Origin of the sequence: Rhodoferax sp. (genome assembly GCF_034520025.1) — a bacterium.
Lineage (GTDB): Bacteria > Pseudomonadota > Gammaproteobacteria > Burkholderiales > Burkholderiaceae_C > Allorhodoferax.
This window is the reverse complement of the sequence record NZ_JAXHNZ010000001.1, coordinates 1,368,369-1,391,038: the sequence shown is the minus strand read 5'-3', so window position 1 is coordinate 1,391,038 and position 22,670 is coordinate 1,368,369. Positions and strand designations below refer to the sequence as shown.

Here is a 22,670-nt window from a genome sequence, read left to right as displayed (position 1 = left end):
GTTGTCCGGCGCACCGTGTAGACCTACTCGCGAGTGCACACCATGGATTCCAGCCGCCTGTTTCGTCCTCGGATCATCGAAGCCTTGCAAGGCTACAACCGGCAGCGCATGGCAGGCGACATTGGCGCGGGCCTGACGGTAGGTGTTGTCGCACTCCCCTTGGCTATGGCATTTGCGATAGCCAGCGGGCTCAAGCCAGAGGCGGGTCTGTTTACCGCCATCATCGCGGGCTTTTTGATTTCCGCGCTGGGGGGCAGCCGGGTCCAGATCGGGGGGCCGGCGGGCGCTTTTATCGTCATTGTGTACGGCATCGTAGAGCGCTATGGCTATGCCAATTTGGTGATCGCCACCGCCATGTCAGGAGTCATGCTGTTTGCCTTTGGCTTCTTCCGCCTGGGCACTTTGGTGCGATTCATTCCGGTGGCGGTGGTCATCGGATTCACCAATGGCATTGCAGTACTGATCGCGCTGTCGCAAGTGAAAGACTTTCTGGGCTTGAACACGGGCCCCATGCCCGGCAGTTTTCTCGGAATTTTGCAAACACTGGGCGCGTCACTCTCCACCATTAATTGGCAAGCGACGGTCCTGGCGCTAGCCAGTCTGCTGCTGATCGTGGTGTGGCAGTTCGGGCTGCCGCGCTGGGCAGCTACCAAACCATGGGCTGCCAAATGTGCACTGGTGCCGGGTGCGGTCCTTGCACTGGTGGGGGCAACCTTGGTCGTGAGCTTGACCGGCCTGGAGGTTGAGACGATTGGCAGCCGGTTTGGCGGTGTGCCCTCCGCACTCCCGGGCTTTGCACTGCCGGACTTCAGCTGGGAAACGGCGCGCTTTTTGTTCATTCCAGCGACCACGCTGGCCATGTTGGGCGCTATTGAATCGCTACTCTGCGCCCGCGTGGCCGACGGCATGATTGGTGACCGCCATGACCCCAACCAAGAGCTGATGGCGCAAGGGATTGCCAACCTGGTGACGCCGTTCTTTGGTGGCATGCCTGCCACTGGCACGATTGCCCGCACCGTCACCAACATCAAGAGCGGTGCAAACAGCCCGGTCGCAGGCATCGTCCATGCGGCCACCCTGCTGCTGGTGGTGCTGATTGCAGCCCCGCTGGCCAAGAACATTCCGCTCGCCGCTATGGCCGCCATCCTGATGTTTGTCGCGTGGAATATGGGCGAATGGCGCGAGTTTTTGCATCTGCGTCACTACCGGCTGCCCTACCGTGCCACCTTGCTGGCCGTGTTTTTGCTCACCGTGATTTTTGACCTGACGGTCGCGGTAGAAGTGGGCCTGGTAGCTGCGTGCTTGACGTTTATCTACCGAATTTCCAGCTTGTCGCGCTGTGAAACCGCCAGCGCTCAAGACTACCCGCTACTCGCCGGACGCCAGGACGCTGTGAAAGCACACCGCTTGCACGGGGCCATTTTCTTCGGGGCTGTCAAGTTGATTGAACACATGGAAGACCATCTGCCCACGCGAGTCTTGGTGGTGGACTTCAAAAACGTGCTTTATATCGACTCCTCGGGCACCGAGGCTGTACAAAATTTGCTACTGACCTGCCGCAAGCGGCAAGTGCGCTTAATCGCCTGCGGGCTGGCGTTCCAGCCCCGCGACATATTGCAACGCTGCGGTGTAGTCGACGCCTTGGGCTCCGACAATCTGATCCCTCACTTAGCACAGGCCATCGAACTTGCAGTGCGGGACGTGCAGTCCACCTGAGTACCGCTCCCCGCAACCTTCTCCACCTTTCCGAACCTCTTTGCATGACTTCGACCCTCACCACGAGCACTCCTTTGCACTTTGATGTGCTCATCGTCGGTAGCGGCCTTGCCGGCCTGAGTGCGGCGCTGCTGCTCTCGCAGCAATACCGCGTGGCCATCCTTACCAAGCGCGCAGTGCGCGAAGGCAGCAGCGGCTGGGCCCAAGGCGGTATTGCCGCCGTGTGGGACAAGGACGACAGCTTTGCCGCCCATGTGGACGACACCCTGGTGGCTGGCGCTGGCCTGTGCGACCTCAAAGCTACCCAGTTCGTGGTGGAAAACGCACCCCAGTCGATAGCTTGGCTGCAAAAGCTGGGCGTGCCGTTTTCGGAAGAAGCGGGCCACGCCGGCCAGCTGCACCTGACCCGCGAGGGCGGCCACAGCGCGCGCCGCATCGTCCATGTGACCGACGCCACCGGCGCGGCGGTGCAACAGACGTTGATCGAGCAAGTCAAAGCCAGCCCCAATGTGACGCTGTTTGAGCACCACACGCTGGTCGACCTGATCACCACCGCCAAACTCGGCCAAGCTGGCCCCAACCGCTGCGTGGGCCTGTACGCACTGGACGACGACACCGACGAGGTGCTCACCTTCCAAGCTCCGCACACCATTTTGGCGACCGGCGGCGCGGGCAAGGTGTACCTGTACACCACCAACCCCGACACCGCCACCGGCGACGGCATTGCTGCCGCCTGGCGCGCAGGCTGCCGGGTGCAGAACATGGAGTTCATCCAGTTTCACCCCACCTGCCTGTTTCACCCCCACGCCAAAAGCTTTTTGATCACCGAGGCGGTGCGCGGCGAAGGCGGCCGCCTGCTGCTGCCGGACGGCACCCGCTTTATGCCGGCGCACGACCCGCGCGCCGAGCTGGCGCCGCGCGATGTGGTGGCCCGCGCCATCGACTTCGAGATGAAGAAGGGCGGCTTTGACTGCGTGTACCTCGATATCTCGCACCAGCCGCTGAGCTTTATCCAAGAGCACTTTCCCAACATCTACGCCCGCTGCCTGGAGCTGGGCATCGACATGGCCAAGCAGCCCATTCCGGTGGTGCCGGCCGCCCACTACACCTGCGGTGGCGTGGTGACCGACTTGGATGCGCGCACCGACGTGGCGGGCCTGTATGCCGTGGGTGAAACTGCTTGCACCGGTTTGCACGGCGCGAACCGTTTGGCATCGAATTCGCTGGTGGAGTGCATGGTGTTTGCGCGATCTGCTACTGCTTTGATAGCAAGCGAACTCGCCAATGGCAACCCAGAGGCACCGCGCCAGCTGCCCGCCTGGGACGACAGCCGCGTGACCGATGCGGACGAGAGCGTCGTCATCTCCCACAACTGGGACGAGCTGCGCCGTTTCATGTGGGACTACGTGGGCATCGTGCGCACCAACAAGCGGCTGGAGCGCGCGGCGCACCGCATTGCCTTGTTGCAGGATGAGATTGCCGAGTTCTATGCTCACTTCCATGTCACCCGCGACCTGCTGGAGCTACGCAACCTGGTACAAGTGGCCGACCTGATTGTGAAGAGTGCCCAAGCCCGCCACGAGAGCCGCGGCCTGCACTTCAGCCGCGACTACCCCGATATGCTGCCCCGGGCGATTCCCACCACGCTGTCACCCTGAGCGTGGCACATACGCCAGCCCCCCTCCAAAAGGCTCCCGCACCGCCGGGATGGTGGGAAGCATTTTGGTTCTGGCTGAAACTCGGGTGTGTGAGCTTTGGCGGGCCCGCAGGCCAGATCGCCATGATGCACCAGGAGCTGGTGGAGCGCAGGCGGTGGATTTCCGAAAAACGCTTTTTGCACGCTCTGAACTACTGCATGGTGCTGCCCGGCCCGGAGGCGCAGCAGCTGGCTACCTACATCGGCTGGCTCATGCACCGCACTTGGGGCGGCGTAGTGGCGGGTGGCTTGTTTGTGCTGCCCTCGCTGTTCATGCTGGTGGGCTTGTCGTGGGTGTACATCGCTTATGGCGATGTGGCTTGGGTAGCAGGCATCTTCTATGGCATCAAGCCGGCGGTCACCGCCATCGTGGTGCAAGCGGCCCACCGCATCGGCTCGCGCGCGCTCAAAAACGGCGCACTCTGGGCAATTGCAGCGGCATCGTTTGTGGCCATATTTGCCTTGCAGCTGCCCTTCCCGCTCATCGTGCTTTGTGCGGCTGCCATCGGTTGGGCCGGCGGGCGTTGGGCGCCCCAGTGGTTTCAGCTGGGCGGCGGACACGGTGCTGCCAAGGCGAGCCAAGGCCTGGCCATCATTGATGACCACACCCCCACACCGGCGCACGCCATCTTCGGCTGGAGCCGGCTCGGCGTGGTGGCGGCAACTGGTGCTGCGCTGTGGGCACTGCCCATGGGCTGGCTGACCTTGCAGTTCGGCTGGGACCACACGCTCACCCAGATGGGCTGGTTTTTTACCAAGGCTGCGCTACTGACCTTCGGCGGGGCGTATGCGGTGCTGCCCTATGTGTTTCAGGGGGCGGTGGGGCATTACGGCTGGCTCACCCCCACCCAGATGATGGACGGCCTCGCCCTGGGCGAAACCACGCCGGGCCCGCTGATCATGGTGGTGGCCTTTGTGGGTTTTGTCGGCGGCTATGTGAAGGCGGTGTTCGGGCCCGACCAGCTGTTTTTGGCGGGAGCCGTGGCGGCCACACTGGTGACTTGGTTCACCTTTTTGCCCTCGTTTGTGTTCATTCTGGCGGGTGGCCCGCTGGTGGAAACCACGCACAACAAATTGAGCTTCACCGCACCGCTCACCGCCACTACCGCGGCCGTGGTGGGTGTGATCTTGAACTTGGCGCTGTTCTTCGGCTACCACCTGCTGTGGCCGCAAGGTTTTGCCGGCCCGTTTGACGCAGTGTCTGCCGCCATAGCCATTGCGGCGGGCGTGGCACTTTTCAAATACCAACTCAGCGTGATGCAAGTGCTTGCCGCCTGCGCCCTGCTGGGCCTGGCGCTTAGCGCAGTGCGAGCACTGTAGGCGCCCGCAGCGCCGGGCTCTGATGGCCCAGCTTGAAGAAGGCCACCGACTCCACCAACTGCTGCGCCTCGTGCCGCAGGCCGCTGGCGGCTGCGGCAATCTCTTCCACCATGGCGGCGTTTTGCTGCGTAGTCTGGTCGATGAGCGCAATCGCTTGGCCGACCTGCTGCACACCTGTGCTCTGCTCGGAGCTGGCGGCGCTGATCTCGCCCATGATGTCGGTCACATGGCGGATAGAGCCCACCACTTGCGACATCGATTGCCCTTCTTGGGCCACCAGCGAATTGCCACGCTCCACCCGCTCCAGGCTCGCGTCGATCAGGCTTTTGACTTCTTTGGCCGCCGCCGCAGAGCGCCCGGCCAGCGAGCGCACCTCGGATGCCACCACCGCAAACCCCCGCCCCTGCTCGCCGGCGCGTGCGGCCTCTACGGCAGCGTTCAGCGCCAGGATATTGGTCTGGAATGCAATGCCGTCAATCACGCTGATGATGTCCACAATGCGGCGCGAGCTGTCGTTGATCTCTTGCATGGTGCTCACCACATTGGCGACCACTTCGCCCCCTTGGCTGGCAGCGTCTGAGGCCGTTCGGGCCAGCGCATCGGCGCGCGCTGCGCGTTGGGCATTCACCCGCACCGTGTCGCCCAGTGCCTCCATGGAGGCAGCAGTCTGCTGAATGGCGCCGGCCTGCTGCTCGGTGCGGCTGGAGAGATCGTGGTTGCCGGTGGCGATTTCTACACTCGCGCCCGATACCGCCTCAGACGAGTGCCGCACGCGCGCCACCACCTCGCTCAGGCTGTGTTGCATTTCGCCCAGCTGCGCCATCAGGCTGTGAGGTGCTGCGGCGGTACGCAGATCCGCGCTGAAGTCACCCGCACTCAGGCGCTGCGCGACCTCGTTGGCTTGCGCCGGCTCACAGCCCAGTTGCGCGGTGATGTTGCGCACCGTGCTCCAACCAAACGTGATGGCGCAGAGCAGCCCGAAACCGATCAGGCCCACACTGCCCCACCACTGGGTGCGGTAACGGCCGCCTGCGGCCTCAAACTCAGTTTTAGCGCCCTCGATCTGGAGTTGTTGCAGCGCCTGAATGCTACGGTTCACGGGCGCAGACAAGGGCGTCATCTTCTCGACCATGGCAGCCTGGGCGGTGGTGATGTCGTTCTCTAGCAAAGCGGTCACGGCGGGCTTGAGGCCTTGCTCGTCATAGGCCTTGAACGCTTTTTCCCAATCAGCGGCTAGGGTTTCGGCTTCACCCTGGAGCGGATGCTCGCGGTATTGCGCCCAAGTGTCGGCAATCTGCTTTTGGTTGGCGGCGATCTCTTTGACGCTGGAGGCAATCACATCCGGCAAAGGGTTGGCCAAGGCCTGCGCCACATGCATGCGGCTGCTGAAGGTCAGGGCATCTATTTGCCCCAGCGTCACCGCAGGCACGGTGCGCTCTTGGTACACCGAGCGCAAGGCATCGTTGGACTGCCGAGCACCGTAGACACTAAAGCCACCAATCACCAATAGCAAAGCCGCCAGACTGGCAACCAACACAAACAGCCGGGTGGACACGCGCATGACAACCTCTGGGAAACAAGCACCCCGGACGGGGCGGATCCACCCGATTGAATGACTAGTTTGTGAAGGTTTTATGACGTTGTTACATCTGGGGTTTTGAGGAGGAGCGGCGGTTCAGTCAATGAGCAATTAGCCTTTTCAGGCCAGATGCGCTTTGCACACAGCTAGGGTTTCTCCCAATGAGAAAAACGTTTGCGCAAACGTTTGCTACGTTAGCATTTAAGAGCAGAAACGTACTTTGGCGAGGCCATGGGACCTCCAGCGTTCCTTTCTGCTACGCATGAAAAGTTAACAACTCAGAGGAGATAGACCATGAAATTGAATCGCCGTACCGTACAAACCACCCTGGCTTTAAGCCTGATGGCGGGTTTTTTTGCAAGTCCCGCCCTTGCCGCTGACAAACCCAAGGTCGCCTTGGTGATGAAGTCGCTGGCCAATGAATTTTTCCGCACCATGGAAGACGGCGCCAAGGCCCATGCCAAGACCAACGCGGCCAAGTACAGCTTGGTGTCCAACGGCATCAAAAACGAAACCGATACTGCGGCGCAAATCCGCATGATCGAGCAAATGATGGCCCAGAAAGTGGACGCGATTGTGATTGCGCCCGCTGATTCCAAGGCCCTGGTACCCGTGCTCAAGACCGCTATCGATGCGGGCATCTTGGTCGTCAACATCGACAACCAACTCGACGCAGCTGCCCAAAAAGAAAAGGGCATCCAAATTCCATTCGCTGGTCCTGACAATCGCGCCGGTGCCAAGCTGGTGGGCGACTATCTGGGCAAAGGCCTGAAGGCGGGTGACAAGGTCGGCATCATTGAAGGTGTTTCCACCACTTTCAATGCGCAGCAGCGCACCCTGGGCTACCAGGACGCCATGAAGGCTGTGGGCGCCACCGTGGTGGGCGTGCAGTCCGGCAACTGGGAAATCGACAAGGGCAACACCGTGGCGTCCGGCATGCTGCGTGAGCACCCCGACTTGAAGGGCCTGTTGGTCGGCAACGACAACATGGCGCTGGGTGCAGTGGCTGCCGTCAAGGCCGCCGGCAAAGAAGGCCAGGTCAAGGTTGTGGGCTACGACAACATCGGTGCCGTCAAGCCTATGTTGGCCGATGGCCGCATGCTGGCGACTGCCGACCAGTTTGGTGCGAAGCAAGCGGTATTCGGTATCGAAATTGCACTGAAGGCACTGGCCGAGAAGAAAAAGCAAGCCGACATGCCTGCTGCCATCCAGACCGATGTGGTGCTGGTCACCAAAGCCAGCAAGTAAATTGACGGCCCTTTGAGGGCACACCCCGATGGGCACACGCCAAGGCGCTGGCCGATCGGGGATCAATCGTCACACTTTAAATACCTCCCATTTCAGCAAGGCACAGCCATGACAGCCCCCGGACTACAAGGCGCTCCCATCTTCACGGTGGAGGGCATCACCAAGCGCTATGCGAGCAATGTGCTCAGCGGGGTGAGCCTGAGCTTGCGTCCCGGCGAGGTGTTGGCGCTGACCGGAGAAAACGGTGCGGGCAAGAGCACCATGTCCAAAATCGTGGCGGGTCTGGTCGATGCCACTGAGGGCACGATGCACTTGGCCGGCCGTAGCTTCGCACCCAAAAATCGCCGTGAGGCCGAAGCCGCAGGCGTGCGCATGGTGATGCAGGAGCTGAGTCTGGTCTCCACGCTGACAGTGGCAGAAAACCTGTTGATCGACGCCTTGCCGAACCGCGGGCGCTGGTGCGCCCACTGGATTGACCGCAAAGCACTGCACCAAGCGGCCAGCCAGCAGCTGGCAAAAATTGGTATTCAGGGCATAGCGCCCGACTGCCTGGTCTCCGAGCTGGGTATCGGCCAGCAACAAATGGTGGAGATTGCACGCAACCTCCAGGACGGCACCAAGATTCTGATTCTGGATGAACCCACGGCCATGCTGACGCCGCGAGAAACACAACATTTATTTGCCCAAATTGAACGCCTCAAGGCGCAGGGTGTCGCGATTATTTATGTATCGCACCGTCTGGAGGAGTTGCGCAAAATTGCCGACACCCTGGCGGTGTTGCGCGATGGGGTGCTGGTCAAAACCTGCCCCATGCACGAGGTAACCGAAGACGACATCATCGCCCTCATGGTAGGGCGGGCTGTGGAGCAGGACATGCAAAAGCCACGTCGTCCCCAAGGGTCGTGTTTGCTCAAGGCCGATGGCCTGGGACGCGGCACCGCCGTGAAATCGATCAGCCTACATCTGCACGCCGGCGAGGTGTTTGGCCTTGCCGGCTTGGTGGGCAGTGGCCGGACCGAGCTGGTACGGCTGCTATTTGGCGCAGACCGGGCGGACACGGGTGAAATCACCGTGGCTGCCAATCCCCATCGGCCGGCCCTCCAAGTGCGGGCGCCCGGCTGGCGCTCGCCGCAGGCGGCCATTGCAGCGGGCATTGGCTTGGTGACGGAAGACCGCAAATCGCAGGGCCTGTTGCTCACACAGTCCATTGCGGTCAATACCTCGCTAGGGGCATTGAACACCGTGTCCCGCCGGGGGTGGCTGCACCTGTGGAAGGAGCGCACCCTGGCCTCGGACATGGTGAAGCGCCTGCGAGTGCGCAGCCATTCGGTGGACCAAGCGGTGGGCACCTTGAGCGGCGGCAACCAGCAAAAAGTCATTTTTGCGCGCTGGCTGCATAAGAACTGCGAAGTGCTTTTGCTGGACGAACCCACCCGCGGCGTGGATGTGGGCGCACGCGCAGACATTTACGCGGAAATCGAAGCCATGACCCAGGCCCAGAAAGCGGTGCTGATGGTCTCTAGCGACTTGCGGGAGCTGATGCAGATGTGCGACCGCATCGGTGTCATGAGCCATGGGCGCTTGGTCACCGTGCTGGAGCGCGGCCAATGGAGCGAGAAGTCGCTGCTCGATGCTGCCTTCAGCGAGACCGGCGCAGATACCCCAGAAGCCGCCGTCTGCGCCTAAAGAGCGCCAACCTCTCACCACTTACCCCCTCACGATATGACAACCGCCTCCACTCCTCCAAACACTGCGACTTCGCGCAGCGCCATGGGCACCTACCTGGGCCTGTGTGCCGTGCTGATCGGCATGGTGATTTTGTTCTCCACCCTGAGTGACTATTTCTGGAGCAAGGCCACCTTCGTGGCGATTGCCAACGAGATCCCGGCCCTGTTGGTGATGTCCATCGGCATGACGTTTGTGTTGATCATTGCCGGCATCGATTTGTCTGTGGGCTCAGTGCTTGCGCTGTCTGCAGCGGCCACGGCCAATGCCATTCTGGTGTGGCACTGGGGCCCCTTGCCTGCGTCTGCATTGGGCTTGCTGGTGGGGCTGACCTGCGGCGCAGTCACCGGCCTGATCTCGGTGGCTTGGCGCTTGCCGTCGTTTATCGTTTCCTTGGGCATGCTCGAAGCCGTACGCGGCGGCGCCTATGTGATGACAGACTCGCGCACCCAGTATGTGGGCGGCGCCATCTCCGAGCTGGCAAAGCCCTGGGTGGCCGGTGTCTCTGCCGCGTTTTTTATTGCGATTGCACTGGTCATCGTGGCGCAAGTGGTGTTGTCGCGCACCGTGTTTGGCCGCTATGTGGTCGGTATTGGCACGAATGAAGAGGCCATGCGCTTGGCAGGCATTAACCCCAGCCCGATCCGGGTGGCCGTGTTTGCCATGACTGGTGTGTTGGCCGGCTTGGCCGGGCTGATGCAAGCCGCTCGCCTAGAGGCGGCGGACCCGAACGCCGGCTCGGGCATTGAGCTGCAAGTGATTGCGTCGGTGGTGATCGGCGGCACCAGCCTGATGGGCGGGCGTGGCTCGGTGATCAGCACCTTGTTTGGCGTACTCATCATTGCGGTGCTGGAAGCCGGTTTGGCGCAGGTGGGGGTCAGCGACCCCAGCAAGCGCATCGTGACAGGCTGCGTCATTGTGGTGGCCGTTATTATTGACACGCTACGTCAGCGCCGTTCCTCCAGCCACTAAAGCAAGCCCACCACCATGTCGTCCATCAAAGACGTGGCCCGCAGGGCCAACGTGTCCATCAGCACCGTTTCGCATGTGGTGAATGGCACCCGCTTTGTCAGCGAGTCCGCACGCAAGCAGGTGGAAGAAGCCATCCGCAATTTGGGCTATGTGCCCAGCGCCGTGGCCCGCAGCCTGAAAAGCAACTCCACCAAAACACTGGGCATGTTGATTCCCAACTGCACCAACCCCTACTTTGCAGAAATTGTGCGCAGTGTGGAGGACCATTGTTTTGGTGCAGGCTACACCCTGATTCTGTGCAACACCGATGACGAGCCACACCGCCAAAGCGTGTATCTGCAAGTGCTGAGCGAGAAGCGGATCGACGGGCTCATCATCATCTCCACCGGCAACGACAGCGAGTTGCTGGCTTTGGTACAAGGGCTGACGATCCCGGCCGTGCTGCTTGACCGCGAAATCAGCCATGTGCAATGCGACCTGGTTGAAACCGCACACATGCAAGGCGCCATGCTGGCCACCGAACACCTTCTGGCCCTCGGGCATACGCGGATCGCGTGTATCGCGGGTCCTGAGGACCTGAACTCCAGCGCACAGCGTATACAAGGCTGGCGTAATGCGCTTGCTAAAGCCGGCGCTGCAGCAGACGCCGATCAGCTGGTCTGGCACAGTGACTTCACCAGCCAGGGCGGCTGTGACACCATGAAACAGGTGCTCCAGTCCCCACTTAAGCCGACCGCTGTGTTTGTGTGCAACGACCTGATGGGCATTGGTGCCCTGAGTGCCGCGCATGAAGCTGGCGTCCGTATTCCGCAAGACATGTCGCTGGTCGGCTTCGACGATATCGAGTTGGCCCATTTCACCAGCCCCGCCCTCACCACCGTCGTGCAACCCAAGCACCGCATGGGTGTCATGGCGGTGGACATGCTGCTCGAGCGCATCCAAAGCAAACGGGAGCAATCGCGGCAAGTGTTGTTGCAGCCAACGCTGGTGGTGCGCGCTTCGTCCGGGCCGGCACCGCGCACCCCGCAGAAGGTGGCGTAATGCAGGTCGATATGCAAAGTGAGCCCCCGATCGTCGTCTGCCTCGGGAGCCTGAACATGGACATGTGTGTCGATGTGAGCGACGCACCTGTGGCCGGTGAAACCGTCATGGCTCATGCGCTGCGCTACTCACCCGGGGGCAAGGGCGCCAACCAAGCCGTGGCGTGTGCCCGGCAAGGCGCCCGCGTGCGCATGGTGGGCAGCGTAGGCGCCGATGCCCACGGGCTCGCGCTCCTGGACAGTTTGCAAGCCGACGGCATCGATACCCTGGCAGTGGAGACCAACCCACACCAGCCCACAGGCGTGGCGATGGTGCTGGTGGAAGCCTCAGGGCAGAACCGCATTGTGGTGGCGGGTGGCGCCAACCAGGCGTTCCGCTGGAATGCTACGGGCCTTGCGCCTGTCTTGCGTGGCGCTTATGCCTTGGTGCTGCAGCTCGAGTCGCCAGTACAGGAAGTGCTCAAGGCCGCCCAATGGGCGCGGGCCAGCGGTTGCCTGGTGGTGCTGAATCCCTCGCCGGTGCCAGAAGTGGTGCCCGGAGCCTTGTGGGCGCTAGTGGACCTGCTGGTACTCAACGAGAGCGAGGCGCTCGCCTTGTGCGGGCTGGATGTAGGTGCCAGCCACGATGCCGCCGTGCAAGCCATTCGGCATTTTCAGCAGTGGGGTATCCGCCGGGTAGTGCTGACCTTGGGCGGCGCAGGCGCAATCGCTGCAGACGGTGACGCGGTGACCTACCACCCCGCAGCCCGGGTCGACGTGGTCGACACCACCGCAGCAGGCGATACATTTTTGGGCGCCTTGGTGGCCGCGTGGACCAGGGGTCTGCCATTTGCGGATTGCGTGCACCAGGGCATGACTGCGGCCAGTTTGTGTGTACAAACCGCGGGCGCGCAAACATCCATCCCTAGCCGGGCTCAAACCGAGGTCGCTTTGACTGCGCCCCATTGGCAAAATTTATGAAACGAAGTGTGTTGTTGAATGCAGAGATCTCGATGCTGGTAGCCAGCATGGGACACGGTGACATGGTGGTCGTGGGCGATGCGGGCTTGCCGATTCCGACAGGTCCAGATGCGCCCCAGCGGATTGATTTGGCCTTGTGCCCCGGCGTCCCCTCGCTGGAGCAAACGCTGACCGCGGTCTTGTCGGAGCTGCAGGTGGAGCACGCCTACATCGCCCACGAAGCCTTGCAGGGTGACGACAAATCACTGCCTGCTTGGTGTGCAAACCGTACCGGATTTGATATCCAAACCATCAGCCATGCCGAACTGAAAGCGCTCTGCCAGCGTGCACGCGCGGTCATTCGCACCGGGGAATGCACGCCCTACGCCAACATGGTGCTGGTGTCGGGCGTGACTTTTTAGCGCACTACAGGCCCGACCTCAGGCCGCTCCGATATTCGGAATCAAGCCACCCACAGGTTGCCCACTCTTCAGCGCCGCGGTAAATGCCAGCATGCGGTCAATCGGCAAACGGGCGCGGTCAATCAGTTTGTGATCCACATGGACTTCATTGAGGCCATGCTCTAGCACGCGCGCGACGCCGGCCAAGCCATTCATGGCCATCCAGGGGCAGTGGGCGCAGCTTTTGCAGGTAGCGCTGTTGCCGGCGGTGGGCGCTTCGATGAAGGTCTTGCCGGGGTTCAGCGTGCGCAGCTTGTGCAGCATGCCGTTGTCAGTAGCAACGATGAAGGTGTCGGCGTCCAGTGTCTGCGCGGCCTTGAGGATGGCGCTCGTTGACCCCACGGCGTGGGCCAGGGCCACCACGTCTTGGGGCGACTCGGGGTGCACCAGCACTTTGGCTTTCGGGTGCTCTTGGATCAGCGCTTCCAGTTCAAAGGCCTTGAACTCGTCGTGCACGATACAGGCGCCTTCCCAGAACACCATGTCGGCACCGGTTTCGCGCTGGATGTAGCCACCCAAGTGCTTGTCTGGCGCCCACAGAATCTTCTGGCCTTTGTCTTTGAGCGCGCGCACGATGTCCAGCGCGCAACTGCTGGTCACCAGCCAATCGGCACGTGCCTTCACGGCAGCGCTGGTGTTGGCGTACACCACCACGGTGCGGTCGGGGTGGGTTTCGCAAAACGCGTTGAATTCGCTAATGGGGCAGCCCAAGTCCAGCGAGCAGGTAGCATCCAGATCAGGCATCAGCACCGTCTTGTGAGGCGACAAGATTTTGCTGGTCTCGCCCATGAACTTCACGCCTGACACCACCAGCGTTTGCGCGCTGTGGTCCCGGCCAAAACGGGCCATCTCCAGCGAATCGCTCACCAGGCCACCGGTTTCTTCGGCCAGATCCTGCAGGTCGGGGTGTACGTAGTAGTGCGACACCATGACTGCGTTCTTTTCTTTCAGTAGCCGCTTGATCTTGTCTTTGAGCGCGCTGCGTTCATCCGGGGTGGGCTCTACGGGAACCCGGGCCCAGGCATGCTTGGTGGAGCAAGCCGGTTGCTCGTACTCCACGTCGATCACATCACTGGCGCTCATCACAGGTCCTCAAATCGCATGGAGAAGTCGGTGGCCTTGACGTCTTTGGTCAGCGCGCCAATAGAGATGCGGTCCACACCAGTGGCGGCAATCGCCCGCACCGTGTCCAGGTTCACACCGCCGGACACTTCCAGAATCGCGCGGCCGGCGTTGATTGCCACCGCTTGCATCAATTGAGTCAGCGTCATGTTGTCCAGCAGCACCATCTTGGCGCCGCAGTCCAGCGCTTCGCGCAGTTGCTCCAACGTTTCGACCTCCACCTCAATGAACTTGGCAGTGGCGGCGAACTGGGTTGCGCGCTGCAACGCGGCGGTCACGCCACCAGCGGCGGCGATGTGGTTTTCTTTGATCAGCACCGCGTCGTGCAAGCCAATGCGGTGATTGGTACCGCCACCCGTTTTGACGGCGTATTTCTGCGCTAGGCGCAGGCCGGGAATGGTCTTGCGGGTGTCCACGATGGCAGCACGGTTACCCGGCACTTCGTTCACTGCCTCCACAAAGGTGGCGGTTTTGGTGGCCACCGCGCTGAGCAACTGCAAAAAGTTCAGGGCGGTGCGCTCCGCGGTCAGCAGCGCCTGGGCGTTGCCCTCTATCTCGACCACCACTTGGTCTTGCAGGCAGCGCTGCCCTTCACGTACGTGCCAGATGATGGCGGCCGACGGGTCCAGGGCGCGCACAGCCGCTGTGGCCCAGGGCTCACCGCATATGACGGCCGACTCGCGGGCCAAAACCCGTGCACGGGCGCGGCGGGTGGGGTCAATCAAAGAGGCGGTCAAGTCGCCGGTGCCCACGTCTTCAGACAAGGCGCGAGCCACATCGGTCTGCGCCAGGGCAGCGATGTCTGCGAAGGAAAGATCAAAAGTGCTCATACGCCAGAGGATAACCGGCCACCCTTGCGCGGGATGACTAGGGGGACAAGCGTGCCAAAATGCCACCCCTTCGCACTTGGCCTTTTGGAAAACCTGCATGACTCCCCGTTTGAATGCCCTTTTCGCTGCAGCCTTTGTCTTTGGGCATGCCACAGTTTTCGCCCAAACAAGCCAAACGGGACTTGCCGGCGTGGTGTGGGGCCTGAGTGAACTGCATTGGGCCTTGATCGCGGTCGCGTTGGCTCTGGCCATCGGCCTGGTGGCTCTGCGGATGCGCCGGCGCCGCGCTCTCCAGCAGGCGAGTGCTTACGATATGCAACCCACCATGTTTGCGCACACGATGGTGGTGGAGAGCAGCATGAACCAGCGCACCCTCCCGCAACTCTTGGCTCCGCACCCTCATGCGGATCAGGTGTGGACCACCCAGTAAGGGCTGCTCGCCGGAGTCTGGTGTCCCTGCCGTTAAAATGCCGCCATTAAGGATCCCGCCATGAACATCTTCCGCCGCCCCGATTACCGCTCTGAAGCCACCCAGTTCATCAACCAACTCAAGGTCGCCAAACCCACGCTGGAAGCCGAGCAGCGCAAGGGCCGCTCCCTGTTGTGGGACAAAGTCGTGGACCGCATGGCCTGGAAAGGCTTCCGCAGCGCCCAGGTCGCGCAAAAGCCCTACGTCTACCAGACCAAGCACGATTAAGTGCCCAATCAGCCTCTAGCGCACGTTTTATATGCGCCGGCAGCTCCTGATTTGATAGCTAAATGACAATCGACACCACCGGCGAATCCACCGGAGTCGCCGAACTCGGGCAAATGCCCGAGGTGGTGGACCAAGTAGCGTTGGCGCGCCTGTACGGCGAGCCTTTGTTCGCCATGCCGCAGGACCTCTATATCCCGCCGGATGCGCTGGAGGTGTTTCTGGAGGCCTTCGAAGGGCCGCTGGACTTGTTGCTCTATCTGATCCGCAAACAGAATTTCAACATCCTCGACATTCCGATGCTGAGTGTGACCAAGCAGTACTTGGTTTATGTGGAGCAAATCCGCAAGCGCAACCTGGAGCTGGCGGCCGAGTACCTGCTGATGGCGGCCATGCTGATTGAGATCAAATCACGCATGTTGCTGCCGCCCAAGAAGGTGGCTGAGGGCGAAGAAGCCGAAGACCCCCGGGCAGAACTGGTGCGCCGCTTGCTCGAATACGAGCAAATGAAGCTTGCCGCCGCCCGGTTGAACGCGATCCCGCAATACGGACGCGATTTTTTAAAAGCCAACGTCTACATCGAGCAAAGTCTCAAACCCCGCTTTCCCGATGTAGGAGTGGAAGAGCTGCAAAGCGCGTGGCGCGATATTTTGAAGCGGGCTAAGCTGGTTCAGCACCACAAGATCAGCCGCGAAGAGCTTTCGGTGCGCGAGCACATGAGCATCGTGCTCAAAAAGCTGCAGGGGCAGCGTTTCGTGGGCTTCGAAGACTTGTTTGACACGACCCAAGGCACGCCGGTGCTGGTGGTGACCTTCATCGCCTTGCTGGAGCTGGCCAAGGAAACACTGATCGAAATCACCCAGGCGGAGGCCTTCGCGCCGATCTATGTGCGCTTGGCCTATGCACCTACCTGAACCGGGCTCTCTATTTCAGGGCTCGTAACTGCGGTTAGTATTCGCCCCACTTTCGCCAAACCCTCGGCAAGCCCGATTTGTAATCCCGATTTTTGGAGTCCTACATGGCCCTGAACCCGACCGGTGAACAAGCCTCTAGCGCAACCAACGCGACTCCGTATGGCACGCTGCCCCCGGCATCGCCTCCGTCTACGCGCAAGCCTATCAGTCTGCCGCGCATCCAGGAAATGCACACACGGGGTGAAAAGATCACCATGCTCACCGCCTACGACGCCACCTTTGCGGCGGTGGCGGATGCGGCAGGCGTGGAATGCATTTTGGTGGGTGACTCCCTCGGCATGGTCTGCCAGGGACGCCACAGCACCGTGGGCGTCACCCTCGAAGACATGGCCTACCACACCGAGAGCGTGGCCCGCGGCCTGCGCCGTGCCCAAGGCACCGCATGGTTGATTGGCGACTTGCCCTTCGGCAGCTATCAAGAATCCAAAGAACAAGCCATCCGCAGCGCCAGCATGCTCATGCAGGCCGGTGCCCACATGGTCAAGCTCGAAGGCGGTGGATGGACCACCGAAGTCGTGCAGTTCTTGGTGCAGCGCGGCATTCCGGTGTGTGCCCATTTGGGCCTTACGCCGCAGACCGTGCACGCCCTCGGCGGCTACCGGGTGCAAGGCCGCGGTGATGCGGCTGCCGACATCATGAAAAAGCAGGCCCACGAACTGCAAGATGCAGGTGCCAGCATGGTGGTGCTGGAGATGGTGCCAGCCCCCTTGTCTGCCGAGCTGACGCGTGAGTTGCCGCAGTGCGCCACCATCGGTATCGGAGCCGGCAAGGGCACCGCCGGTCAAGTACTGGTGCTGCATGACATGCTGGGGGTAAACCTGGGCAAGAACCCGAAGTTCGTGCGCAACTTCATGCTGGAAGCCACCAGTATCCGTGGAGCCATGGAGGCCTATGTGGCCGCAGTCAAAAACGGCAGCTTTCCGGAAGACGCTGTTCACGCGTGGTGAGAAACGATGCAACTGATTCACACTATTTCTGAGCTACGCGAGGCACTCAGCCAGTATCGTCACCCAGCCGTCGTCCCCACCATGGGCAACTTGCATGCCGGCCACTTGGCCTTGGTGCGCCAGGCCAAGCCGCTGGGCGACGTGACGATTTCCACCATCTTTGTGAACCGGCTGCAATTTGCACCGCACGAGGATTTCGACACCTACCCCCGGACCCTCGAAGCAGATTGCCAACACCTGGAAGCGGCGGGTTGCGATATTGTGTTTGCCCCCCAAGAGAGCGAGCTTTACCCTCAGGCGCAAACATTCAAGGTGCACCCCCCGACTGAGTTGGCAGATATTCTGGAAGGCCACTTCCGCCCCGGCTTTTTCATAGGGGTGTGTACGGTCGTCATGAAGTTGTTGGCAGTCACCCAAGCGCGTACCGCCCTGTTCGGCAAAAAAGACTACCAGCAGCTGATGGTGATCCGCAATATGGTCAAGCAGTTCGCTTTGCCGATCGACGTGGTCGGCGGTGAGACGCAGCGCAACGAGGCAGGCTTGGCGCTCTCCAGCCGCAACGGCTACCTGACTCCGGCACAGCGGGAAGAGGCTTTGCTTTTGTCCAGCATCTTGCGCGGCATCGTGAACGCGGTGCGCTCCGGCGATATCGACCTCACGCGGCTGGAAAACGACGGCATGCAAGCGCTGCGCGCCGCCGGTTGGATGCCCGACTACGTGGCAGTGCGCCGCCAGTCAGACTTACAGGCCCCACAGGCAGGCGATGCCAAAGTGGTGCTGGCGGCCGCCCGCTTGGGTAGCACACGCCTCATCGACAACATGGAAATTTGATTGGCGGCCAGCGGCACACTGACAGGGTGCGCTGCGGGCGAAGACTAGGGCTTGCAATTCAGTACCCTGCAACAAGCGGCAGACGAGCTCCATCGCTTGAGTGCTGCACCGCTGGACTCCAACGCCGTGTGATCTTGGAGCCAGACCCTCGGGCATTGCGCGCAGAGCATTGAGTTCTCCATGACCGGATTCACGGAGCCCAAATCAGCCATATTCCAAAATACGGCTGGCGCGGCAGCCTTTCGCTTTTTTCGATGGCGGGGCCGGATGATCCACCACCTTGCGGAGCCCATACCCGTTGCGTCCCCCGCTGACGGCAGACGCCCCTGTGGCCGCGTCACTGGCCCGGCTACAAAATGCTATGGCCGCGTTTACCGCCTGGACGGCACCGCTACAACCTCATTTTGCCTACGGCACACTCAGCAAACCGGAATATGAGCAAGCGCATGCTATGCATTTGGCGCAGCACCTATCGGGGTTCAAACTCAAAGCCTGAGTCACCACTCGCGCGGCAAGGCCAGGATGAAAAAAGCCCGGGCTTACGCCCGGGCATAAAACCTTGGAATCCTTAAAAGCGCTTAGAAGGTGTACTTCAGACCCAGTTCCACCACGTCGCCTTCGCCCTTGGGTTTAGCCAAACCGGCGAAGTCCAGATAGAACTGCATGTTCTTGAAAGGTGTGTAGCCAACACCTGCGGACCACTCATCGCGGCCGTTCGCGTTCTCTGGCTTCACTTTTTGCATGGATACGCCGAAATCGAACTGGCCCATCACGTAGGTCAATGCCACGCCGGTGTAGCTGGTCTTGATTTTGGTGGTGCTTTCCACTTCAGCGACCAGGCCCTTCAAGCCGAGGTTGCCCATTTGGTAAGTGACGGCCAAACCGGTGGCATAGCGGTCGGTATTGAGTTCGCCTTGGTTTTTGGAGCTATCGGCCTTGTATTTGGCGAATTCGCTCCAGCCGCCTGCCAATGTCAGGCTGCCGAATTTGTAGCTGGCTGCCAAGGCAAAACCATTAGAGTTCTCTGGGTTGGTTGCGGGACCAATGGCAGAGGTGTAGTCGACCGCAAAAGCCAGGTCACCCAGTTTGTGGCTGTATTGCAAGTGACGGCCTTTGTTGGCAGAGCCCGGCTCAGTCATGAAGCCGTTCTCGCCGTGACCGACGCCCAACACTTCCATCACGTTGTCTTCAATGTAGTTGTCGAACTGGCCTGCAGAGAAGCGACCATACTTCTTGCTGGCAATGCCTACGCGGGTGTCGTCAGACACGAAGTTGGAATTGTCGACAACGGGGTCGTAGTCCACTTCGATTTCACCGAAGATGGAGATGTCTTCATTGATGTTCTTGGTGGCCTTGATTTCGACTTGGTTCAGACCCTTGCCCATCACTTCATTGATGTCACGGCCAGCTGCATTGCGCTTGCTGACGTGGTAGGTGCCAACGTCCACGTTGACCTCAAACTTCACGTCTTTGTCAGTAGCCAGTTCGCCCGCCTGAACGCCCATTGCAAGGGTTGCAACTGCGATCGCAACGACAGATTTATTCAACATTTCAAACTCCAGATTGATGCACTTTTTACGCTGCATCCGAACTGATGCAACAGGTGCCGGAGTCTGAAGAGTCAATGCGACAAATTCGTGCAACGCCTATGAGGATTTGATGAAACGGTGCACCACCACCGGTTCAAGCCATTGCGCTGTCGGCACGGTCACAGAAAGCGATCGAGAATTTTTTTGCCTTGGGCATCCATAGCAAACTGGTCCCGCACCAGGTATTGAATGCCATGTGCGTCGGCGATCAACAAGGCGTTGCCTTTGCCAATCCGGCGGATGTCCTCATCACCCCGGAGCACAAAGTCTGTCGGCCCGCGGTTGGTTTCTACCGACCAAGTGCATGGAGTTGAAAAGCTGGTCACCGATACGATCCGCTCAATCACCGGCATGAATTCACGGGTGGCCAATTCCGCGCGGATCAGGTCTTGCGCGGGTTGCGGAACATCAGCAAGCAGATCCACCCAGCCCACCTCTTTGCCGTCCTGGCTCACGATCGAGATACCGTCCTCGGGCGACTGGATCGGCAAAGCGCGCACGGGCACCACGCCTTCAAAGCGCTCCCCTGCTGCATTGGTCAGCACCAGCTTGCCAAAAGGGGTGCGCTCCAGCGCAAAGCGGCTGGCGGTCACGGTGTAAAGCGCGCTCATGCGGCCTCCTCAATCAGGTTGTTGCGGGCTTGGGCTTGGTAGAGGTTGAAGTACGCGCCCTCGGTCGCCATCAGCGCATCATGAGTGCCCTCCTCCACCACCTTGCCGCGATCCAGCACGACCAAGCGGTCCGCACGGTGCAGGGTCGACAAGCGGTGCGCAATGGCGATCGTGGTGCGGCCTTGCACGAGGTTCTCCAGCGCCTTTTGAATTTCTTTCTCGGTCTCTGAGTCCACTGACGAGGTGGCCTCATCGAGGATTAGTATCCGGGGGTCAATCAGCAGCGCACGCGCAATCGAGATACGTTGGCGCTCACCACCGGAAAGGCCTTGGCCGCGCTCACCCACCATAGAGTCATACCCTTGGGGCAAACGCAAAATGAACTCATGGGCATGGGCCGCTCGGGCTGCTGCGATGATTTGCGCACGGGTCGCATCAGGCTTGCCGTATGCGATGTTGTCCGCAATCGTGCCAAAAAACAAAAACGGCTCTTGCAAAACGAGGCCAATGTTCTGGCGGTAGTCCGAAATGGCATACGACCGGATGTCCACACCGTCCACCAGAATCGCGCCCTCTGATACGTCGTAAAAACGGCAGATCAGATTAACCAGCGTGCTTTTACCGGAACCACTGTGGCCCACGAGACCCACCATTTCTCCAGGGGCGATTTTCAGATTGATGCCGCGGTTGACCTCGCGATTGCCGTAGCGGAAGCCCACATCGCGCACCTCAATGCTGCCCTGGACCTTGCCCATCGGAACGGGGTTCACCGGCTCTGGCACGCTGGATACGTGGTCCAGAATGTCAAAGATCCGTTTGGCTGCAGAGGCAGACTTCTGAGTCACCGACACGATACGGCTCATGGAGTCCAAGCGCCCGTAAAAGCGGCTGATGTAGGCAATGAATGCGGTCAAAACGCCCACGGTGATTTCACCCTTGGACACCTGCCAGATACCAAACGCCCACACCACCAACAGGCCCAACTCGGTCAGAAACGATACGCTGGGTGAAAACAGCGACCAGATTTTGTTGATGCGGTCATTGACCATCAAGTTGTGCTTGTTGGCCTCGCGGAAACGGCTGGCTTCGCGGGTCTCTTGTGCAAACGCCTTCACTACCCGGATACCGGGAATGGTGTCGGCCAGCACATTGGTGACCTCACCCCACACACGGTCGATTTTCTCGAACCCGGTGCGCAGGCGATCCCGCACAAAATGGATCATCCAGGCAATGAAGGGGAGCGGCACCAAGGTCACTACCGCCAACCAAGGGTTGATGGAGAAGAGGATGATGGCGGTCATCGTGAGCATGATCACATCGGTCGCGAAGTCCAGCAGGTGCAGCGACAAAAACACGCAGATCCGGTCACTTTCACTGCCAATGCGCGACATCAAATCCCCGGTCCGCTTGCCACCAAAGTATTCGAGCGACAAGCGCAAAAGGTGTTCGTAGGTCGTCGTGCGCAAGTCGGCGCCAATACGCTCCGAAACAAGCGCAAGGATGTACGTCTTGGCCCAACTCAGCACCCACGCCAGCATTGCCGATCCGAGCAAGCCGCCCATGTACATGCCCACCAACATAGGATCAATTTTTTGACCGTTCTGGAACGGGATCAAGACGTTGTCCATCAGGGGCATCGTCAGATACGGCGGAACCAGATTGGCCGCAGTGCCCAACAGCGTCAGGAAAAAGCCGAGGAGGAGCTGCCCGCGGTAGGGTCGCGCAAACCGCCACAGGCGGAACAAAGTCCAAGTGCTGGGCGGCGTGTGAACCACTTTTGTACACACCGGGCACTCTTCCTGCTCAGGGTCCAGCGGCGCTTTGCAACTCGGGCACACTTGGGTGAGCGCTTGGGCAAGAGGCTTGCCGGACACGGTGCTCTCCAGCTGGGAATGGAATTGATCGACCAAGCGAATCGCCTGCAGGTTCTGCCCCAAGGTAAACCGCCAGCTGCCGCGCAATGCGCTGGCGTCCATCAGGTTCAGGTGCCCCACACCAGCATGATCGTGGTGCAGCAGTGTCTGGCCGGCCTGCAAATCCCAAGCAGACCAAATCTGCGTTGCCCCCTCACAGGCGAGCAACCGCTGGTTAGTGAGCAGCACCAGCCCCTTCACAAAGTGCAGTTGTTGGTCGAGGTCAACCTCCAGCGCAGCCAAGACGTTCTCATGGGGACGGAGTTGTTTTTGAACCGCTTCCCGCCAGGCAAAGGGCAAATCGCCGGATAGCGCAGAAAAAGCAGAGGCTTCGGAAGTCATGGATCGCAAAAAAGAATGAATTTGAGTCAGTTTTTCAAAGTGGCAGGTCTAACGGGCCGCCCATCTTCAGGCCGTCGATACTACGCGCAAGCGCACAGCAGTCGAAGCGAGCCGCTTCTGT

21 protein-coding genes and 1 pseudogene are annotated in these 22,670 nt (G+C 60.6%); 16 read left to right on the top strand and 6 right to left on the bottom strand.

Features of this window, described 5'->3' with window-relative positions; all coding sequences use genetic code 11:
• Nucleotides 1–42 precede the first annotated feature (42 nt).
• Genes U5L73_RS06700 through chrA form a run of 3 tightly spaced genes read left to right on the top strand, consistent with a single transcriptional unit; the run spans nucleotide 43 to nucleotide 4,732 of the window.
• Complete coding sequence (locus U5L73_RS06700; RefSeq protein WP_322561615.1) at nucleotides 43–1,716, top strand: SulP family inorganic anion transporter; 1,674 nt, start codon at nucleotides 43–45, stop codon at nucleotides 1,714–1,716.
• Nucleotides 1,717–1,760: 44 nt separating this feature from the next.
• Nucleotides 1,761–3,374 carry an L-aspartate oxidase gene (gene nadB, locus U5L73_RS06695; RefSeq protein ID WP_322561614.1) on the top strand — a complete coding sequence of 538 codons (1,614 nt, stop codon included), beginning with the start codon at nucleotides 1,761–1,763 and terminating at the stop codon, nucleotides 3,372–3,374.
• Complete coding sequence (chrA, locus tag U5L73_RS06690) at nucleotides 3,371–4,732, top strand: chromate efflux transporter (RefSeq protein WP_416221280.1); 1,362 nt, start codon at nucleotides 3,371–3,373, stop codon at nucleotides 4,730–4,732. Before nadB ends, chrA begins: the two co-directional genes overlap by 4 nt.
• Here chrA and U5L73_RS06685 read toward each other — a convergent pair.
• Nucleotides 4,710–6,293, bottom strand: coding sequence for a methyl-accepting chemotaxis protein (locus U5L73_RS06685; protein WP_322561612.1), 1,584 nt, complete (start codon nucleotides 6,291–6,293; stop codon nucleotides 4,710–4,712). The two genes, chrA and U5L73_RS06685, sit on opposite strands and share 23 nt — an antisense overlap.
• A 312-nt stretch (nucleotides 6,294–6,605) precedes the next feature.
• On the opposite strand from U5L73_RS06685, the gene U5L73_RS06680 reads away from it, so the two are divergent.
• From U5L73_RS06680 to rbsD, 6 genes are all read left to right on the top strand, one after another.
• The gene (locus U5L73_RS06680; protein WP_322561611.1) at nucleotides 6,606–7,559 is read left to right on the top strand and encodes a sugar ABC transporter substrate-binding protein; all 954 of its coding nucleotides are present in this window, start codon (nucleotides 6,606–6,608) and stop codon (nucleotides 7,557–7,559) included.
• Between the two features lie 108 nt (nucleotides 7,560–7,667).
• Nucleotides 7,668–9,245: a sugar ABC transporter ATP-binding protein gene (locus tag U5L73_RS06675; protein ID WP_322561610.1), complete on the top strand. Its 1,578-nt coding sequence runs from the start codon at nucleotides 7,668–7,670 to the stop codon at nucleotides 9,243–9,245.
• 36 nt (nucleotides 9,246–9,281) lie between these two features.
• Nucleotides 9,282–10,256, top strand: a complete 975-nt coding sequence (locus tag U5L73_RS06670; RefSeq protein WP_313875413.1) for an ABC transporter permease — start codon at nucleotides 9,282–9,284, stop codon at nucleotides 10,254–10,256.
• A gap of 15 nt (nucleotides 10,257–10,271) precedes the next feature.
• Nucleotides 10,272–11,297 (top strand): LacI family DNA-binding transcriptional regulator, encoded by a 1,026-nt coding sequence (locus U5L73_RS06665; RefSeq protein WP_322561609.1) that lies wholly within the window; start codon nucleotides 10,272–10,274, stop codon nucleotides 11,295–11,297.
• Entirely contained in the window at nucleotides 11,297–12,256 is a 960-nt protein-coding gene (locus tag U5L73_RS06660) for a ribokinase (protein ID WP_322561608.1), read from the top strand. Before U5L73_RS06665 ends, U5L73_RS06660 begins: the two co-directional genes overlap by 1 nt.
• Nucleotides 12,253–12,657 (top strand): D-ribose pyranase, encoded by a 405-nt coding sequence (rbsD, locus tag U5L73_RS06655; RefSeq protein WP_322561607.1) that lies wholly within the window; start codon nucleotides 12,253–12,255, stop codon nucleotides 12,655–12,657. The genes U5L73_RS06660 and rbsD overlap by 4 nt, the downstream gene beginning before the upstream one ends.
• An 18-nt stretch (nucleotides 12,658–12,675) precedes the next feature.
• Here the strand turns inward: rbsD and nadA are convergent, their stop codons facing one another.
• Entirely contained in the window at nucleotides 12,676–13,779 is a 1,104-nt protein-coding gene (nadA, locus tag U5L73_RS06650; protein WP_322561606.1) for a quinolinate synthase NadA, read from the bottom strand.
• On the bottom strand, nucleotides 13,779–14,648 hold the full coding sequence (gene nadC, locus U5L73_RS06645) for a carboxylating nicotinate-nucleotide diphosphorylase (protein ID WP_322561605.1): 870 nt from the start codon (nucleotides 14,646–14,648) through the stop codon (nucleotides 13,779–13,781). The genes nadA and nadC overlap by 1 nt, the downstream gene beginning before the upstream one ends.
• Before the next feature lie 97 nt (nucleotides 14,649–14,745).
• On the opposite strand from nadC, the gene U5L73_RS06640 reads away from it, so the two are divergent.
• From U5L73_RS06640 to U5L73_RS17290, 7 genes and pseudogenes are all read left to right on the top strand, one after another.
• A complete protein-coding gene (locus U5L73_RS06640; protein WP_322561604.1) occupies nucleotides 14,746–15,078 on the top strand; it encodes a hypothetical protein in 333 nt (110 codons plus the stop codon).
• 60 nt (nucleotides 15,079–15,138) lie between these two features.
• Nucleotides 15,139–15,345: a DUF3460 family protein gene (locus U5L73_RS06635; RefSeq protein ID WP_322561603.1), complete on the top strand. Its 207-nt coding sequence runs from the start codon at nucleotides 15,139–15,141 to the stop codon at nucleotides 15,343–15,345.
• A 62-nt stretch (nucleotides 15,346–15,407) separates the two neighbouring features.
• A complete protein-coding gene (locus U5L73_RS06630; protein WP_322561602.1) occupies nucleotides 15,408–16,256 on the top strand; it encodes a ScpA family protein in 849 nt (282 codons plus the stop codon).
• Between the two features lie 104 nt (nucleotides 16,257–16,360).
• On the top strand, nucleotides 16,361–17,263 hold the full coding sequence (gene panB, locus U5L73_RS06625; protein WP_322561601.1) for a 3-methyl-2-oxobutanoate hydroxymethyltransferase: 903 nt from the start codon (nucleotides 16,361–16,363) through the stop codon (nucleotides 17,261–17,263).
• Between the two features lie 6 nt (nucleotides 17,264–17,269).
• Nucleotides 17,270–18,094: a pantoate--beta-alanine ligase gene (panC, locus tag U5L73_RS06620; protein WP_322561600.1), complete on the top strand. Its 825-nt coding sequence runs from the start codon at nucleotides 17,270–17,272 to the stop codon at nucleotides 18,092–18,094.
• 147 nt (nucleotides 18,095–18,241) lie between these two features.
• Nucleotides 18,242–18,394: pseudogene (locus tag U5L73_RS17295) on the top strand (DUF1569 domain-containing protein); the annotation flags it as partial.
• The gene (locus U5L73_RS17290) at nucleotides 18,375–18,590 is read left to right on the top strand and encodes a DUF1569 domain-containing protein (protein WP_416221265.1); all 216 of its coding nucleotides are present in this window, start codon (nucleotides 18,375–18,377) and stop codon (nucleotides 18,588–18,590) included. The pseudogene U5L73_RS17295 and the gene U5L73_RS17290, both read left to right, overlap by 20 nt.
• 82 nt (nucleotides 18,591–18,672) lie before the next feature.
• On the opposite strand, the gene U5L73_RS06615 is transcribed toward U5L73_RS17290, so the two are convergent.
• The 3 genes from U5L73_RS06615 to U5L73_RS06605 form a co-directional block, all read right to left on the bottom strand.
• Nucleotides 18,673–19,644, bottom strand: a complete 972-nt coding sequence (locus U5L73_RS06615; RefSeq protein ID WP_322561599.1) for a porin — start codon at nucleotides 19,642–19,644, stop codon at nucleotides 18,673–18,675.
• Between the two features lie 158 nt (nucleotides 19,645–19,802).
• Nucleotides 19,803–20,294, bottom strand: coding sequence for a DUF1854 domain-containing protein (locus tag U5L73_RS06610; protein ID WP_322561598.1), 492 nt, complete (start codon nucleotides 20,292–20,294; stop codon nucleotides 19,803–19,805).
• Complete coding sequence (locus U5L73_RS06605) at nucleotides 20,291–22,549, bottom strand: ABC transporter ATP-binding protein (protein WP_322561597.1); 2,259 nt, start codon at nucleotides 22,547–22,549, stop codon at nucleotides 20,291–20,293. The genes U5L73_RS06610 and U5L73_RS06605 overlap by 4 nt, the downstream gene beginning before the upstream one ends.
• Nucleotides 22,550–22,670 lie beyond the last annotated feature (121 nt).